This window comes from Arthrobacter nitrophenolicus, assembly GCF_045833485.1.
Classification (GTDB): Bacteria; Actinomycetota; Actinomycetes; order Actinomycetales; family Micrococcaceae; genus Arthrobacter; species Arthrobacter nitrophenolicus.
Window position 1 is genome coordinate 1835142 of sequence record NZ_CP174504.1, and the last position, 15326, is coordinate 1850467.

The 15326-nt window shown below is 63.8% G+C and carries 11 protein-coding genes and 2 pseudogenes; 1 reads left to right on the plus strand and 12 read right to left on the minus strand.

The features are described 5' to 3' along the window. Positions 1-40 precede the first annotated feature (40 nt). The 8 genes and pseudogenes from ACJJV6_RS08580 to ACJJV6_RS08615 form a co-directional block, all read right to left on the minus strand. The gene (locus ACJJV6_RS08580; protein ID WP_009357503.1) at positions 41-1147 is read right to left on the minus strand and encodes an ATP-binding protein; all 1107 of its coding nucleotides are present in this window, start codon (positions 1145-1147) and stop codon (positions 41-43) included. 435 nt (positions 1148-1582) lie between these two features. After that, positions 1583-2365 (minus strand): 2-keto-4-pentenoate hydratase, encoded by a 783-nt coding sequence (locus tag ACJJV6_RS08585; RefSeq protein WP_009357502.1) that lies wholly within the window; start codon positions 2363-2365, stop codon positions 1583-1585. Positions 2366-2454: 89 nt separating this feature from the next. Continuing rightward, positions 2455-3193, minus strand: a pseudogene (locus ACJJV6_RS08590) (aldehyde dehydrogenase family protein); the annotation flags it as partial. A 32-nt stretch (positions 3194-3225) separates the two neighbouring features. Beyond that, positions 3226-4101 (minus strand): annotated as a pseudogene (locus ACJJV6_RS08595) (aldose 1-epimerase family protein); the annotation flags it as partial. After that, positions 4098-7229: a glycoside hydrolase family 2 TIM barrel-domain containing protein gene (locus ACJJV6_RS08600; protein WP_354176569.1), complete on the minus strand. Its 3132-nt coding sequence runs from the start codon at positions 7227-7229 to the stop codon at positions 4098-4100. The pseudogene ACJJV6_RS08595 and the gene ACJJV6_RS08600, both read right to left, overlap by 4 nt. Next, a complete protein-coding gene (locus tag ACJJV6_RS08605; protein ID WP_009357500.1) occupies positions 7226-8134 on the minus strand; it encodes a carbohydrate ABC transporter permease in 909 nt (302 codons plus the stop codon). Before ACJJV6_RS08605 ends, ACJJV6_RS08600 begins: the two co-directional genes overlap by 4 nt. Beyond that, on the minus strand, positions 8131-9084 hold the full coding sequence (locus ACJJV6_RS08610) for a carbohydrate ABC transporter permease (RefSeq protein ID WP_009357499.1): 954 nt from the start codon (positions 9082-9084) through the stop codon (positions 8131-8133). The genes ACJJV6_RS08605 and ACJJV6_RS08610 overlap by 4 nt, the downstream gene beginning before the upstream one ends. Further along, positions 9081-10421 carry an extracellular solute-binding protein gene (locus ACJJV6_RS08615; protein ID WP_354176588.1) on the minus strand — a complete coding sequence of 447 codons (1341 nt, stop codon included), beginning with the start codon at positions 10419-10421 and terminating at the stop codon, positions 9081-9083. Before ACJJV6_RS08615 ends, ACJJV6_RS08610 begins: the two co-directional genes overlap by 4 nt. 121 nt (positions 10422-10542) lie before the next feature. On the opposite strand from ACJJV6_RS08615, the gene ACJJV6_RS08620 reads away from it, so the two are divergent. Continuing rightward, a complete protein-coding gene (locus ACJJV6_RS08620; RefSeq protein WP_052014066.1) occupies positions 10543-11202 on the plus strand; it encodes a TetR/AcrR family transcriptional regulator in 660 nt (219 codons plus the stop codon). Positions 11203-11784: 582 nt separating this feature from the next. Here the strand turns inward: ACJJV6_RS08620 and ACJJV6_RS08625 are convergent. From ACJJV6_RS08625 to ACJJV6_RS08640, 4 genes are all read right to left on the minus strand, one after another. Continuing rightward, positions 11785-12105: a hypothetical protein gene (locus ACJJV6_RS08625; RefSeq protein ID WP_407710310.1), complete on the minus strand. Its 321-nt coding sequence runs from the start codon at positions 12103-12105 to the stop codon at positions 11785-11787. Between the two features lie 90 nt (positions 12106-12195). Next, on the minus strand, positions 12196-12828 hold the full coding sequence (locus ACJJV6_RS08630) for a lactate utilization protein C (RefSeq protein WP_009357496.1): 633 nt from the start codon (positions 12826-12828) through the stop codon (positions 12196-12198). Next, the gene (locus tag ACJJV6_RS08635) at positions 12825-14345 is read right to left on the minus strand and encodes a LutB/LldF family L-lactate oxidation iron-sulfur protein (RefSeq protein ID WP_407710311.1); all 1521 of its coding nucleotides are present in this window, start codon (positions 14343-14345) and stop codon (positions 12825-12827) included. The genes ACJJV6_RS08630 and ACJJV6_RS08635 overlap by 4 nt, the downstream gene beginning before the upstream one ends. Beyond that, positions 14342-15145 carry a (Fe-S)-binding protein gene (locus ACJJV6_RS08640; RefSeq protein WP_354176573.1) on the minus strand — a complete coding sequence of 268 codons (804 nt, stop codon included), beginning with the start codon at positions 15143-15145 and terminating at the stop codon, positions 14342-14344. Before ACJJV6_RS08640 ends, ACJJV6_RS08635 begins: the two co-directional genes overlap by 4 nt. Positions 15146-15326: the final 181 nt, after the last annotated feature.

Below are 15326 nucleotides of genomic sequence, written 5' to 3' on the forward strand. Positions count from 1 at the left end.
TGGTTGGTGGGCGAGATGAAGCTGTGCCCGATGAAGGGAGCTACTTGTCTCGACTTTTGCGGAGGTATTCGCGGAGGCCTGGGATGGCGAAATCGACCTTGCCGTACGCGGGGGCCTCGATAAGTCCCGCGGCGATGAGCCGGGCCCGGTAGTTGGCGACGACGTTGCTTTTCGCGTTGAGTCGCTTGCCGATGTTCCCGGCGGCAACAACACCATCGTCTTCGGCCATGGCACGGAGGAAATCCATGTCTTTCTCCGAGGCGGTGGAGAGAGCTGCCTCTATAACCGTCATCTCATGGCGGCGACTGGCTGCTGCGATGGCTTGGGTGACGTTATCCGCTTCCAAGGTGAAATTGTTGATCTCGGCTTGACGCCACAGCTGGTAGCCGATGAGCTGGATCAGAAAGGGGTAGCCCCCGGTCGCCTCAGCCGCCCGCCGGACCTGGTCCTCGTCGATCTTGATTCCGGCCTGCCGGAACGTGTCCTCGTAGGAACGTTCAACTTCATTGATGGCCGCGGCGTGCAGGTCGATCCGTTCCGCCCGGCGCAAGAACGTGGCGACGCCTTCGTTAAGCAGGTCCGAAACCGCAGCCGGAAGCCCGGCGAAAAGCAGGCCTATCGGCAGCCCGTCGCGGATAAAGTGCTGGACGTCCGCGGCGAGCTGGGACAGTTCCGTCCGGTCAGCTGAGTGGATCTCGTCAACGGTGAAAAGCAGCCCGGTCTTCTTTTCCGCGAGTTCATTCAGGAGTTGCTCGCCCAGCCGGCGCCAATCTACCTGCCGCTCGGGCGGCAGTTGAGTCGTTACCGTAAATCCGGCTACGCCAAGGGCGGTGATTCGGCGGCCGGCAGGGCCGGGGCCGAGTTCTTCCAGGTGAAGCCGCATGGTCTCGCCGATCCGGCCGAGGAAGCCGGGCGTGGCGGTTTCGGAGACGACGATCCAGCCTTGCTCCCGCGCTTTGTCTTGGGCCTCGCTGAGCAGCGCCGTCTTGCCGATGCCGCGGGCGCCGGTAATGATGGTCAGCAATCCTGGGGCGCCCGAACCGAGCCTAAGACCGTACTCGAACTCGTCAAGCACTCCCTGGCGCCCGATGAGTTCCGGGGGAGTAGCCCCCGCGGTGGGGCGGAAAGGGTTCGGCAGCGAGGGCATCTGTGAGTCCTTGTGAGTCTTGTGAGTCCCTGTGAGTTTACTCCCTCGGTGCTGTGGTCCTAAGAACCTTCGGCTAATTGGGCGCAACGAATGCAGCTGCTGCGTCAGGATAAGACGAAGTCCCGTTTTTGCTGACAGCGGTTCCTGACCTTCTCAGACTCCACCCTGACAGATGCCGGGCAAGGGAAAAGCGTGGTGAAGCTCGGGACTGATCGAAATAGTTCGCCGATTCTGGAGTTAATGAGTCCGCTAAGGTCCTTCGGAGCATCTGTCAACAGTTGCAACCGGGGCGGGCACCGGAGAACGAATGGGAGCTCCGTCCGCTGTTCAAGTCCGCCCACGTCAGGGGGTTAGACGTCAGGTTCGGGTGTAGTGCAATGTGACCTAGTGCCGGCTGGCCCACTTCTGCACTCCACATTGGACTAATACCTTCGACTAGACGACGTCGAATTCAATGGTGCCCCAGCCTTCGAAGGTCCCTGACCAGCGGCCGGCTTCCTTCATCGGAACGGCTTGCAGGCAGCTGCCGGGGAGGATGACTTGGCCGGCTTCGAACTTCACGTCGTAGTCGGCCATGCGGTTCACGAGCCAGGCGACGGCGGCGAGGGGGTTGCCGAGGATGTTGCCGGTGGTTCCGGAGATGACTTCCCGGTTGTTGAAGGTTAGGACGCCGCGGGTGTCGCGAAGGTTCAGGTCGGTGAGGCGCCGGGGTGTTCCGCCGAGAAGGATCGCGCCGGTGGAGCCGTTGTCGGCGAGGGTGTCTGCCAGGCCGATGGCCCAGTTCTTCACCCGGGAGTCGATGATTTCGATGGCCGGCACTGCGTATTCGACGGCGTTGATGACGTCGGCGACCGTGGTGTTCTTGCCGCCGAGGTTCTTGCCCAGGATGAAGGCCGGCTCCAGCTCAACGAACGGCTCAATGAAGGAGTCCCGATTGAGGGCTGTGCCTTCGTAGGCGAAGCTGCTGGCCAGGAGGTGGCCGTAGTCGGGCTGGTCCAGGCCGAAGGCGTCCTGCATGACTTTGGCGATGTTGCCGAGCTTGTAGCCGACCAGCCGATCGCCGTTGGCTACGGCGTGGCTGACGTTGAGCTTCTGCACTTCGAAGGCGGCTTCCGGGTCAAGGGCCGGCCAAGTTTCCGTCGGTGCAGCGATTGGTTCGCCGCTCAGGCGGGCGGTGCGGAGCGTTCCCGCGATATCTTCCAGCGCAATGGCGGACATTAATGCTCAATTCTGTGTGCGGTTGGGGCTCCGGCCCCAGGGCGACTCGTTGCGGGAGGCATGCCCCGGGGCCGGAAGGCGGGAGGTTCCTAGCGGGACTGTTCAGGCTTGCCGTCGATGAGCCGGTTGACTTTCCATGGGTTGGCGTCCTGCAGTGCCGCGGGGCGGAGCTGGTCGGGGAAGTTTTGGTAGGCCACCGGGCGCAGGAAGCGGTCGATAGCGAGCGATCCCACGGAGGTGGACTTCGAATCGGACGTGGCCGGGAAGGGGCCGCCGTGGACCACTGCGTGGCCTACCTCGACGCCGGTGGGCCAGCCGTTGACGATGATGCGGCCGACCTTTGCGCTCCAGAGTGGGGATGAGCCGTGCGGCAGCGGTGTAGTCGTCCTCGGTGATGTGCAGGGACGCGGTGAGCTGTCCTTCCAGCTTGCTGGTTGCCTCGATCAGGTCCTCGATGCTCTTGTAGCGGACCACGAGGGATGCCGCGCCGAAAATTTCCTCGTGCAGGACGGGGTTGTTGATGAATACATCCAGCTCGGCGGAGAACACGGCCGGTGCCGGTGCGTTTTCTCCCGGTCCCTTCTGGCCGCGGCCGAGAACCTCCACATCGGCTGCTGCTTCGAGGGCATCATGGCCGTGCTGCCAGGCCGAGGCGATGCCTCCGCTAAGCATGGTCTGGCCGGACAGTTCGCTGATGGCGCCGGTGACTGCTGCGGCGAAGCGCTCACCACCTTCGCCGGCGGGGACGAAGACCAGGCCGGGGGAGGTGCAGAGCTGTCCCGAGCTGCCGGTGACGGAAGCGACGTACTGCTTGGCCAGCGTCTCCACGGGAGGAGGACTATGAGGTCTGTCCTGGTGTTGAAGGCATTAGGCGGACAGGTCATTGGTTCTACCGCCAGGCCGGCTCTGCTGGATTCCACATCCGGAAGGTCGGCTGTGTGTATCTGAACCCAGGGACAGTCCCGGCCCCATGTCATCGAAGTTCCCGACCCGTCCCATGTCGTCAGGCGTGCAGTTGAGTAGCCCTCATCGTCACCTTCAAGGTCGGTAAAGGCATGGTCTAGTGTTGTGGAACCGATAGGTCGGGGGGACACAAAGTCGTAGCGTCGATCATCGGAAACGTCACTTACTCCCGTTGGTACCAGAAGGTCTGCCGTGACTTGCTGCACTTTCCTTGCGGGCAGCTCGAGAATCCAGTCGTCGACCCGGCCCTCGCCGGCGATCAGGTATGGGTGTCCGGCCGCCCCGTAAGGTGCAGAGCCAGGGCCGGTGTTGGTGGCTGTAACCGTGGTGTGCAGCCCGGAAAGATCCAGCTGGTAGGACACCTGTACGTCCAAACGGAAGGGGTAACCGCTCCGCGCTTGAATGACGGTGGACAGAATTGCCGAGGACTCGTCGGATTCCACGGGGCACCAGTCTTGCCAGGCCAGTAACCCATGGAGCGCATGGCCCCGGCTCGGTTCGTTGATACCGAGCTGATATTCCACGCCTTCGAATTCATATCGACCTGCGATCACCCTGTTGGGCCAGGGGGCCAAGACTGCACCTCGGTAGGCGGGGCGGACCTGATGTTCCGAAAAGGGGAGAATCAGGTCTCTGCCGTTGTGGCGCAAGGAGCGCAACGTTGCACCTACGCTGGCTATTTCGGCGGTGTAGGGGCCGTAGCGCAGCGTGGTCTGTCGACCCGAGATCGGGACGGTTTCGGTGCTCGTACTGGGCATTACGAGGCTGGTCATTTGGGGGCCCCCAGGCGGAAGGTCAGCGTTCGTGCCTCCGGCGCCAACGCTGACTCGGGCCAAACATCGGGGCCACACGAGCGGGTGCCGAGCCCGTGCTGAGCCGCGTCGAGATATAGCCATGAGCGCGTGGCAAGAGGCAGCTCGTGCGGGTGTCCAGCTGCGGCCAGCTCCTGGGCCGTGTAGCGGCTCAAGGTGAAGCCCGGCAGGCGGCCCCGTGCATCCGGGAACGCGTCGAACCGTATCCACGGTTCTGAGCCCCGGAGCAGGCTGAGCGAACGAAGACCCCCGCGGTGACCGCTCTCCTGCGGCCGCGCGTATGGCACGGCGAGCTGATCGATCCCGGCGGCGTACCGTCCTACATGCGCAGCTTCGAGGCTGTCCGGGTAGGACTCGTGTGGGCCCAGCCCGAACCATGACGCTGCGTCCACGTGGGTGGGTAGCCCGAACCGGACCCCGACGCGGGGCCAAACGCCGTCCCAATCGGAGGACGGAAGAATGTCCACCCGCAGCCACAGACCTTCGGAATCGAGGATCCATTGCTCCTCGACGGTGACGGTGCGGACCTGGTCCGCCGCGGCGTACCGGGTGCGGACACGGAGGGCCCGTTCATCGAGCACTTCGACTGCCTCAACGCGCCCGTGCAGCCGGTCCAGTCCGGCTTTGTACCAGCGTGCTGCCGACGAAGGCCCGGGAGTTCCTACGCCGGGGATTCCGTCTGCGTCTGGTGCCCAGGGGTCGGTGTCGATGTATCCGCCCCGGGATTCGCCGCGGTCATTGTCCGTGGGAGCCCGGAACAGTTCAAGGCGGGGCCCATCGACAGGGAGGCCCGCGAGTGTAACGAGTCGCCCTTGATCGAAGACTGCCGGTCCGAGCTCCAGGAGCCCAGCGCTTTCCCCTTGCCGCCAAGCTCGGCCCGGGAGCCCGGCAGCGAACGGCAGCGGGCGCGTCGCGGGTAACGCGAGGCGGCCTTGCGCCGAGGCGACTTCGTGCCCGGAAGGCGCCCACCCGGCATCCTGCGCGAGGACGGCCTCGACGGTCACCCATACCTCTCCCGTGCATCCTTCCGCGGACACTGGGAGGGGCACTGAGGCTGAAGCGCCAGGGGCGAGAGGACCGCCGTCGAGCCCATCGACGGTGAGCTCACCGGAGGCGACTGGTTCGCCGTTATCTTCAAGGCGCCAGCGGAAGATCAGGTCTCCCAGATCAGCGCTGTGTCGCAGGTTTGCCACCCGGACCAGGGGCTTGCCGCCCGGCTCGAGCCCTTCAAAGGTAAGTCCCACTGGCGCCACGACGGCCTTGAATTCATACAGTCCCGGAGAGGGGGTCGAGTCGGAGAGGACGAGGCCGTCGAGGACGAAGTTGCCGTCATGGATTTCCTCGCCGAAGTCGCCGCCGTAGGCGAAGTAATCGGTGCCGTCCGCGGTACGGGCGGCGATACCGTGGTCGCGCCACTCCCACACGAACCCGCCGTGCAGCCGCGGGTATTTCGTGACCAGGTCCTCATACAGCGATATGTTCCCGGGGCCATTGCCCATCGCGTGGACGTACTCGCACAGAACAAACGGCTTGCTCCGCTGCCGTGCCCCCTCGGCAGGGGAACAGCCCAGCAGCGGCGTGGTGTCGCCGTCGCGCCCAATCGTCTCCACCTCGGGCAGGGTCGCGTACATGCGGGAGTACACGTCGGTGTACGCGCCGGCGTAGTCATTTTCGTAGTGGACAGGTCGGCCTGCATCACGTGCGTGCACCCATGCGGACATGGCGGCGAGATTCTGCCCTGTGCCGGACTCATTGCCGAGGGACCACATGACGATCGAGGGGCGGTTCTTGTCCCTCTCCACAGTCCGTTCGATCCTGTCAAGGAACGCCTCGCGCCACATCTTCTCGTCACTCGGGTTCCGGGCCCAGTCGTGCCGCTCGAACCCGTGAGTCTCGAGGTCGCACTCGAGGATGACCCAGAAGCCCATCTCGTCTGCGAGTTCGAGCAGCCTTGGGTGGGGTGGGTAGTGGCTGGTACGGATTGCATTGACGTTGGAGCGCTTCATGAGCGCGAGGTCATCGCGGGCGAAGTCTTCATCGAAGACGCGGCCGAGCGTGGGGTGGGTCTCGTGGCGATTGACACCGTGGAACACGACCTTGCGTCCGTTGACCAGGAACTGGTCTCCAACGATTTCAACGGTGCGGAAGCCGATCCGCAGTGACACAGTTTCGGTCTTGCTCGCCACCGTCGTGTCGTAGAGCCTTGGGGTTTCGGCGGTCCAGGGTTCGACGGCAGAAACCGCCACGGGTGCAACATCGGCGGGGTTAGCCCACTCGACGTCGATGCCGAGCTCGGGTACGCGGAGGCGAACAGGGTATGAGGACGGCGTCGCCTTAACTTCCGGTTCTATAATCCCGGCCCCGTCGTTGTAGCCGGTCCTGAGCCAGATGTCCTCGATGCCGCCGGCCGGGCGGGACAGGAGGGTCACTGACCGGAAAATTCCAGGGAGCCACCACTGGTCTTGGTCTTCGAGGTAGCTGGAAGCGGACCATTGATGGACGCGGACTGCGATCGTATTGGTGCCAACGCTGACGGCGTCGGTGACGTCGAACTCCTGGGCGAGGCGACTGCCGGCGCCCCACCCGATTTCTGTGCCGTTGACCCATACCTTGTACCGGGATTCGACGCCGTCGAAGCGCAGGACGATGCGGCCGTCGCCGGCTGAGTCGTTGGTCTTCCAGTCGGCGGGCAGTTCGAACGTGCGGCGGTAGTCTCCGGTGGGGTTCTCGTCGGGGACGAACGGCGGGTCGATGGGGAAGGGGAACTGCACGTTGGTGTAGATCGGGCGGCCGTACGATCCGTCGCCCTGAAGCACCCAGTGGGAGGGCACGGTGAGCGACTCCCACGTAGTGTCGTCGTACTCCGCGGCGGCCATCGCGTCTGCGGCTTCCCCCCGGGGCAAGACCCCCCGGCCGCCGGGCGTTCCGGGGACTCCGTTGAGGAGCCGGAATCGCCATTGCCCGTCGAGGGACAGGGACGGGGCGTCGGTGTGAAGCCAGGAACGGGCAGGTACCCGCCGTCCTTCTCCCGGGCCCGGGTCGGTGACGTAAGCGGTGGAGGCTGTTGCCTCCGCTGGGTTCGGGATCATTTGACGGCTCCTTCTGTGAGGCCTCCACGCCAGAAACGCTGAAGGACGATCATGGCGATGGCCAGCGGGATGACAGACAGCAGTACGCCGCCGGTGGTCAGCTGGTAGAACTCGGGGAGTCGGTCGGCCTGGCTAAGCCAGTTGTTCAGACCGACCGTGATGGGGAACAGTTTCGAGTCGGAGAGCATCACGAGCGGCAGGAAGTAGTTATTCCAGATGCCCACAAGCTGGAACAAGAACACCGTCACGAGGGCGGGAGTGAGAACGCGCAGTCCCACGGAATGGAAGATACGCAACTCGCCCGCACCATCGATGCGGGCAGCCTCCAACAATGCCGGATCCACGGTTGCCTGCGCGTAGACCCGGCACAGAAACAGGCCGAACGGCGAAACGAGGGAGGGTAGCAGGACGCTCCAGTACGTGTTGGCGATACCGAGCTGGCTGAAGAACAGAAACAGGGGCAGGGCCGTGGCGGTGCCGGGGACGAGAACGCCGCCGAGGATGAGCCCGAAGATGAAACTGTTGCCCCGGAAGTTGTATTTGGCCAGGGCGTAACCGCCTGCGGCGGCGAAGTACGTCGCGGCGACTGCGCCCACTCCTGCATACAGAATTGAGTTGAGGAACCAGCGCACGAAGATGCCGTCCCCGTAGGCGAGGACGTTCGCCAGGTTGTCCCACAAGACAAAGTGCGGGGCGAACAGGAACCCGTTGGTGGCGAAGAGGTCACCGCTGGTCTTTGTCGCGGCGACCACCACCCAGTAGACCGGGACCAGGAAATAGAGCGCTGCGACGACAAGCAGCCCGGTGACGAGAATGGTTGTGGAGTCGGGGCGCCGACGACGGGTCACAGGCGGCTTCTCGGCGATGTTCTGCGGCTGGCTAAGGGTGGGGGTGGCAGCAGTCATGAGGACTTCCTGTTCGTGAACCGGAGGAAGGTGAAGGAGAGGATGAAAGCCGCGAGGGCGATGAGCACGGCCTGGGCGGCGGCGACGTTGTAGTCGTTGTACGCAAAGGCAGTAGTGTAGGCGGACAGGTTCGGGGTGTACTGGCTATTGACGGCCGGCGCAACAGTCTGGAGGACTTGGGCCTCGGCGAACAGTTGAAGCGTGCCGATGATGGAAAACACCGTGGTGAGCACGAGGGCGGGCCGGATGAGCGGCAGCTGGATTGTCCACGCGACCCGGAAAGGTCCGGCACCGTCCACGCGCGCAGCTTCATAAACCTCACTGGGAATTGCCTTGAGCTGGGCTATGACGATCAGCATGTTGTAGCCCGTGTAGCTCCACGTAACGATGTTGGCGATGGACCACAGCACGGTATCCGGGCCAAGGAAGTTCACGGTGAGGCCCACAGACCCGGCCGCGTCCACCAGCGGGCTCAGGCCCGGGACGTAAAGAAACGACCAGAGGATGGTCGCGATGACACCCGGCACGCCGTAAGGCATGAAATACGCGGCGCGGAAGAAACCGGGCCACTTAGCCGAGGCTGACTCCAGTAGGAGCGCAAGAACCGTACAAAGGGCGATCATGACAGGGACCTGGACCATGCCGAAGAGCAGCACCCGGCCGATCGAGGCGACAAAGCTTCCGTCTCCGAGTGCGCGGGCATAGTTTTCGAAACCCGCAAACCCGGAGTGGACGCCCGTTTCGCCGAAGAGGCCACTGCGGGTCACTTTTGTGAAGCTTGAACCGACCGCAGCGATGATCGGGAAGATGAACGTGAGGGCGAAGAGTGCCAGGAAGGGTGCGAGCAGGATCCAGGGTGCGCTGGTGACGGCACGACGCTGTTGCCTTGCCCGGTCACGGCCCTCCCGCCTGGGTACTGCCGGATGTGCTGTTTCTGCGGCGGTGCTCATGCCTGCTCCTTCCTAATCGTCAGGCCCTTGTTCCTGAAGGCGGTCATGATCTGTTGCTCGGCAGCCACTACGGTGTCGACGAAGCTCGTGCCCGATGCCTTACGACGAAACCCGTCGCTCAAAATGTTGAAGGACTGCGTGGTGACGGGCCACCAAGACCAGTCCATGTTCTGCGACTTACTCGCTGGCACGATGACGTTCTGGTTGTAGTTTTGCCCCCCGAAAAAGTCGGATGGCTTCTCACGCGCGGCACCGATCATGCCCGGCACGGGCGACCATCCGATGCCACTGTTGGCGATCTCGGCGTCGATGCCGGCCTGAGTGGACGTCATCCAGACAGCGAACTCAAGGGCCTCGCGGGGGTGTTTGCTGTTAGCCAGGACAGCCGCGGTAGACCCGCCAAGGTAACTCGACCCATATCCCGTTGAGTCCCAGATGGGCATGGGCGCCACACGCCACTTTCCAGCTCCGCCGCTGACGCTCTGTACGAGCGCATCGGCCCAGCTGCCGCTCGTTAGCGAGGCGAACTCCCCGCTCGAGGCCGCCGCGTACCAGCCGGGAGTAAAGGGGCCGTAAGCGGTAGTAACGATGCCGTCATCGATGGCCCGGTCAAAGAACCGCGCGACCTTCAGCGTTGAATCGTCAGTCATGTTGATGACCCATCCATCCTCGGCTGGACGCAGCCAGCGGGCACCAGCCTGCGCGGCAAAAGACACGAAGTAGGAGGTGTCCGCGAGGGAGAAACAGTCGATATAAGCGTCGACACTGCGCAGCTCCTGCCCGACGGCTGCCCACTCCTCCCACGTCGCTGGGGCAGAGGCGCCTACTTTAGCCAAGACGTCCGGGCGGTAGAACGTGGCCATTGGCCCCGAATCCTGGGGGATGCCGTAGACACCCCCGGAGAAACTCACCTGGCTCCACAGTGCGGGGTCGTAACGGTTCGCATAGTCACGGGCACCGTAGCGCGAGAGATCCACGAGCCCGTTGACGAGCATGAACTCGGGGACCGTGCGCATTTCAACCTGCGCTAGGTCAGGGCCGCCGCCGGCCGCTAGCGCGGCGTAAAGCTTGGAGTACCCGCCGCGGTTGCCGCTGGGGATCCATACCGTCTCGACCTGGACGTTCGGGTGGCTGGCGTTCCAGATGTCAGCAACCTTCTGGACGTTCTTGAGCCAGGACCAGTACGTGAGGGTCACTTTCTCACCGGCACTGGCGGCAGGAATTGCAGGTGCGGTATTGACGGAAACAGTTCCCGGAGTGGCGCATCCGGTGAGAAGGGCGAGGGCGGAGGCGCCGAGCCCACCGCAAAGGAGTTGTCGTCGTGTCAAAGATGGCATGAGTCCCACTTCGTTATGGTCAGCGCCGCGGACGCGGCACCGGAGCCGGATGGCCCGACGTGACAAGGCTAACATGAAACCCGAGTGAATGCTCGGCTTTCATGAAATTAGACTGGATTACATGACTAAGAAGGCGAACGCACGCTCAGGACCGCGCGGCCCCTACGCCAAGACCGCTGAGCGTCAACGGCAAATTCTTGAAGCTGCGGTAGAGGTCTTCGGGTCACGGGGTTACAACGGCGGCAGTATCCAGGACGTTGCGGACCGGGCAGGAATTAGTCAGACGACGCTCCTGCACCATTTCCCCACCAAAGCGCAGCTGCTTGTTGCGGTGCTCGAGTACCGTGACCGGATATCTACGAGCACCCCGGGAACACGGGAGCGATTTGCCGAAACCATCGTGCGGCAGGCGGAGCACAATGAAGGGCTTCCCCACCTCGTAGAGCTCTACTCCGTACTCTCCGGGGAAGCCACAACTGAGGACCACCCCGCCCGCAACTACTTCGTCCAGCGCTTCGCCCGCCTCCGGAAGGAATACAGCGGGGAACTGCGGTATCTGGCGAGCATTGGCCGGCTCAGGCCGGGCGTCGACCCTGATGTCGCGGGACCTACCATCGTGGCTCTATGGGAAGGAATTCAAACCGAGTGGCTCCTCAATCCTGACACCGTGGACGTGCCCGGCATCCTCAAGGGCTACCTCGATCTGATCCTTGTGCCGGAGGAAAACGCAGGATGGTCATCTGGCGCCACCGATACGGTCCACGCAAAAAGCCGTCAGTAGCCATCGGGTCGTGCCCGATGGAACAGAAACCCTAGGAGCGTCCGCTACACACCGCGCCCATCAACTTCGGCGTCAGAATAGGGCGAAATTCGGTTTCATTGACAGTCGCTCCATGATGCTCTCAGAAGCCAACCTGACATGAGGAGCGGCAGGAAACCCGGGTGCAGTGCACCGACAATCATCGAAATAGTCCAAAGAATCAGGGGCCTGATGGACATCTCTTGGGACAGGGGCTGGCGATGTAATGTTCTACACCTCTACAGTTTCGAAAGGACTGTCGTGAACTCCGGCGACAGGCGTATCCTCCCTGGCCAGGCACCCCGGACGCCGGTTCGGGGTGTTGCCTATTCACACGAGATTCCGGACCTAATGTCCCTTCCAGAAGCCGCCTGCACTCAATCTCAGAAGCTGATTGCACCATCACGGACCAGCACCAGCCTCAGTCGGTACTGGCCGGCCGCTGGGTTTGAGCGTGATGCCTATCTGCTCAGCAAGGTGTTGCCGAGGGTTTCCGCGGTGATGCCGGTGCTGTCGGAGAGGAAGTAGACAAGTCAGAGGAACCCGTTGGTCATGCTCTTTCCGTTACTGCTGTACGCATGTGGTAGCGCAGCCGTCCGTGGGTGGGGCCTTCACGCCGGTACCGGCCGGGTCGGGGTGAAGCGCGGACCAGGTCATGCGGTAGGCGCGGGTACCTTTTAGTTGCTTTGGTTCCACCCACACTTCGTGTCCTTCAGCGGCTTCGATGAGTACGCGGCCTGTCAGCCCGTGGGCGGCGATCCACAGGGCGGAGGAATCGGGCATGACGTCTTCGACGAGCCCTGTGCGAATAGTGGTCCCGTTTTTTCGGATTTCCACGGCCGCGCCGCGGAGAGTGTTCCAGGTGTCGTGGCGGTAGACGGGCATGGGGGTGCCTTTCGTTCGGCGGCGGTGGTGAACGGGTGGGCGCCGGCACTGTGGGGGCACGGCCTGGATGCCGGCCGCGCCCCCGTAGTTTTAGCGGGCGATGATGACGTCGAGTGTGCGGGGGCCGTGAACTCCCTCAACCCGTTCCAGTTCGATGTCACTGGTGGCGCTGGGCCCGCTGATCATGGTCAAAGGCCTGGTGCCGTTGATTCGGCCCAGGGCCTCGGGCAGGATCCCGGCGATGTCGGCGACTTTCACAACACAGATGTGGTGGTCCGGGACGAGGGTGATAGCGCGGCGGCCCTGGTTGGGGCTGCCGTCCAGGATGATGGTCCCGGTCTCGGCGACGGCCACGGCGCTTCCCGTCACGACGGCGTCGATCCCATCGAGCTCGGCGACGCTCAGTGGCGCGGTCACCGAGTCCGTGCGCCGCCGGCTGTCCTGTTCGAGTTCCGGTCCGGTGAGCCAGCCGGCGTCCAGCCCGGCTGGCACAACGTAGCTGCCGGCCCCGGCGAGGAGTTCTGCAATCTTGGCAGGAACGTCCGCGGTGTCCACGATGGAGACCCGGGCTTTGTAGTCGATCAGGCGGTCCACCAGCAGCTCGATCAGTTCGGCTTCGTCCAACTGGCTCGAGGCCCGGTACCCACGAGGGATAACGGGAACCTCGGGGGTGTCTTTTAGGGCGGTGCGGATCCGGTCGAGGATCTCTTCGCGGGCGCTCATGGCTGGTCTTCCTGGTTGTAGGCTGCGGCGGGGGCGGTGTCCGGGGCGTGGTGTTCCTTCTTCCACCAGTCGCGGAAGGATTGCTTGGGCGGGGCCGGGATGTCACGGCTTTGCGTCCAGCCGGCGGCGATGCCGGGCAGTTTGGTGATTTTCTTGTCCGGGCCGGCCGCCAGGCGTCCCAGTGGCAGGCCTTTTTCAAGCATGCCCAGCCGTTTGCCGGAGGACAGCGCCCAGGATGCGGCGTTCATGCCGATGTCCATCTGGGTGGGGATCTTCTTTTTCCCGCGTTTGCTGTCCACGTCCACGCTGCGCAGGTGCACCAGGATGTCGGGGATGTTGATCTTGACGGGGCAGGCGTCGTAGCAGGCCCCGCACAGCGAGGACGCATAAGGCAGCGAGTTGTTCTCCTCGGCCTGGATGCCGGTCATCAGGGGTGAGAGGATCGCCCCGATCGGGCCAGGGTACGTTGACCCGTAGGCGTGGCCACCGGTGCGTTCATAGACGGGGCAGACGTTCATGCAAGCGCTGCACCGGATGCAGTGCAGTGCCGAGCGGCCCATTTCATCGGCCAGGGCAGCGCTGCGGCCGTTATCCAGCAGAACCAGGTGGACGTTCTGGGGCCCGTCTCCTTCGGTGACGCCGGTCCAGAGGGAGGTATAGGGGTTCATCCGCTCACCAGTTGATGACCGCGGGAGAAGCTGCATGAACACTTCAAGGTCCTGCCAGGTGGGCAGGAGTTTCTCCACGCCCATCACGGTGATCAGAGTCTCGGGCAGGGTCAGGCACATCCGGCCGTTGCCTTCGGATTCAACGACGGCGAGGGTACCGGAATCTGCGAGGGCGAAGTTGGCACCGGAGACGGCGACCTTGGCGGTGAGGAATTTCCGGCGCAGGTGCGCCCTGGCGGCGCCGGCAAGGCGTGCGGGGTCGTTGGTCAGCTCAGGGTCCACGCCCTCCATTTCGCGGAGGAAAATGTCCCGTACCTGGGTGCGGTTTTTGTGGATTGCCGGGACCAGGATATGGCTGGGCTTGTCGTGGTCCAGCTGAACGATCAGCTCGGCGAGGTCGGTCTCATAGGCGGCGATGCCCTGTTCTTCGAGGTACTCGTTGAGGCCGATTTCCTGGGTGGCCATGGACTTGATCTTGACCGCTTCGGTTTCCCCGGTCGCCCGGATCAGCCCGGCCACGATTTCGTTGGCCTCATCGGCGTCCCTGGCCCAGTGGATCACGCCGCCGCGGGCGGTGAAGTTCGCCTCGAACTGTTCCAGCAGCTCGGGCAGGCGGGCCATCACAGATTCCTTGACGGCGGAGCCGGCGTCGCGTAGATTTTCCCAGTCAGGCAGTTCCGAGACCACGTTGAGCCGTTTGTCCCGGATCGTGTGGGTGGCGTGGCCAAGGTTGGCCCGGAGCTGGGCGTTGCCAAGCTCCCGGTGGGCCGCCTTTGGGAAGGACTGGGAGGCGTGCAGGTTGCCTGTGCCGTAGACGGGCAGGGAGGGCATGCCAAGGAAGGTGCTCATCGTGTTGCCTTTCCGATGGAGACGAGCACATCGCCGCTAACGGCCGCGGGCTCCTCAACGGTGCTTGCAAGGATTTCGGCCAGGTGCAGGGTGGCGACGTCACTGCCCTGCCGGGAGAGGCCGCCGCCGATGTGCATCAGGCAGGAGGCGTCCCCGCCGGCGCACAGGCTGGCGCCGGTTGAGGCGATGTTGGCCGTCTTGTCCTCCAGCATGGCCGAGGAGACATCGGCGTTCTTCATCGAGAACGTGCCACCGAACCCGCAGCACTGGTCCGCTTCGGGCAGCTCTGCCATGTCGATTCCCTGCACGGTGGCCAGCAGCCGGGACTGCCGATCACCCAGCCGCAGCAGGCGCATGCCGTGGCAGCTGGGGTGGTAGGTGACCCGATGCGGGAAGTAGGAGCCCAGCTGCGCACCGGCGTCTGTGACGCCCAGGACGTCCACGAGGAGTTCGGACAGTTCGTAGGTTTTGGCGCCGACTGCGGTGGCCCGGGCTTCCAAGTCCTTGTCGCCGCAGGCGCGGGCGACCATGGGGTGCTGGTGCTTTACGGACGCGACGCAGGACCCCGAAGGGGCGATGGCAACGTCGTAGTCCTCGGTGTCGAAGGCGTTCACGTGGTTGGCGATGACGGGGACGGCTTCCTTGATGTAGCCGCTGTTAACGTGCATCTGCCCGCAGCAGGCCTGGCCGGACGGGAACACGACCTCGTGTCCCAGCCTCTCCAGAATCTTTACGGTGGCCCGCGCCGTGGCGGGGTACATCGCATCCACGATGCACGTAGCGAACAAAGCGATTCGCATGACAGCCTTTCGGGCTAAGGGGTTGTGGTCTGACCATAGTAGACCACGTGACCGGCGCCACTGGCAACAACCGATGCTCAAGTGAAGGGGCTCACAATCGGGGGAGATGTGCGCTACACTCTACTGGTCCGACCACAGAGGTCAGACCATACTCCCCCTGTCGCCCCCTCAATGTGGAGGA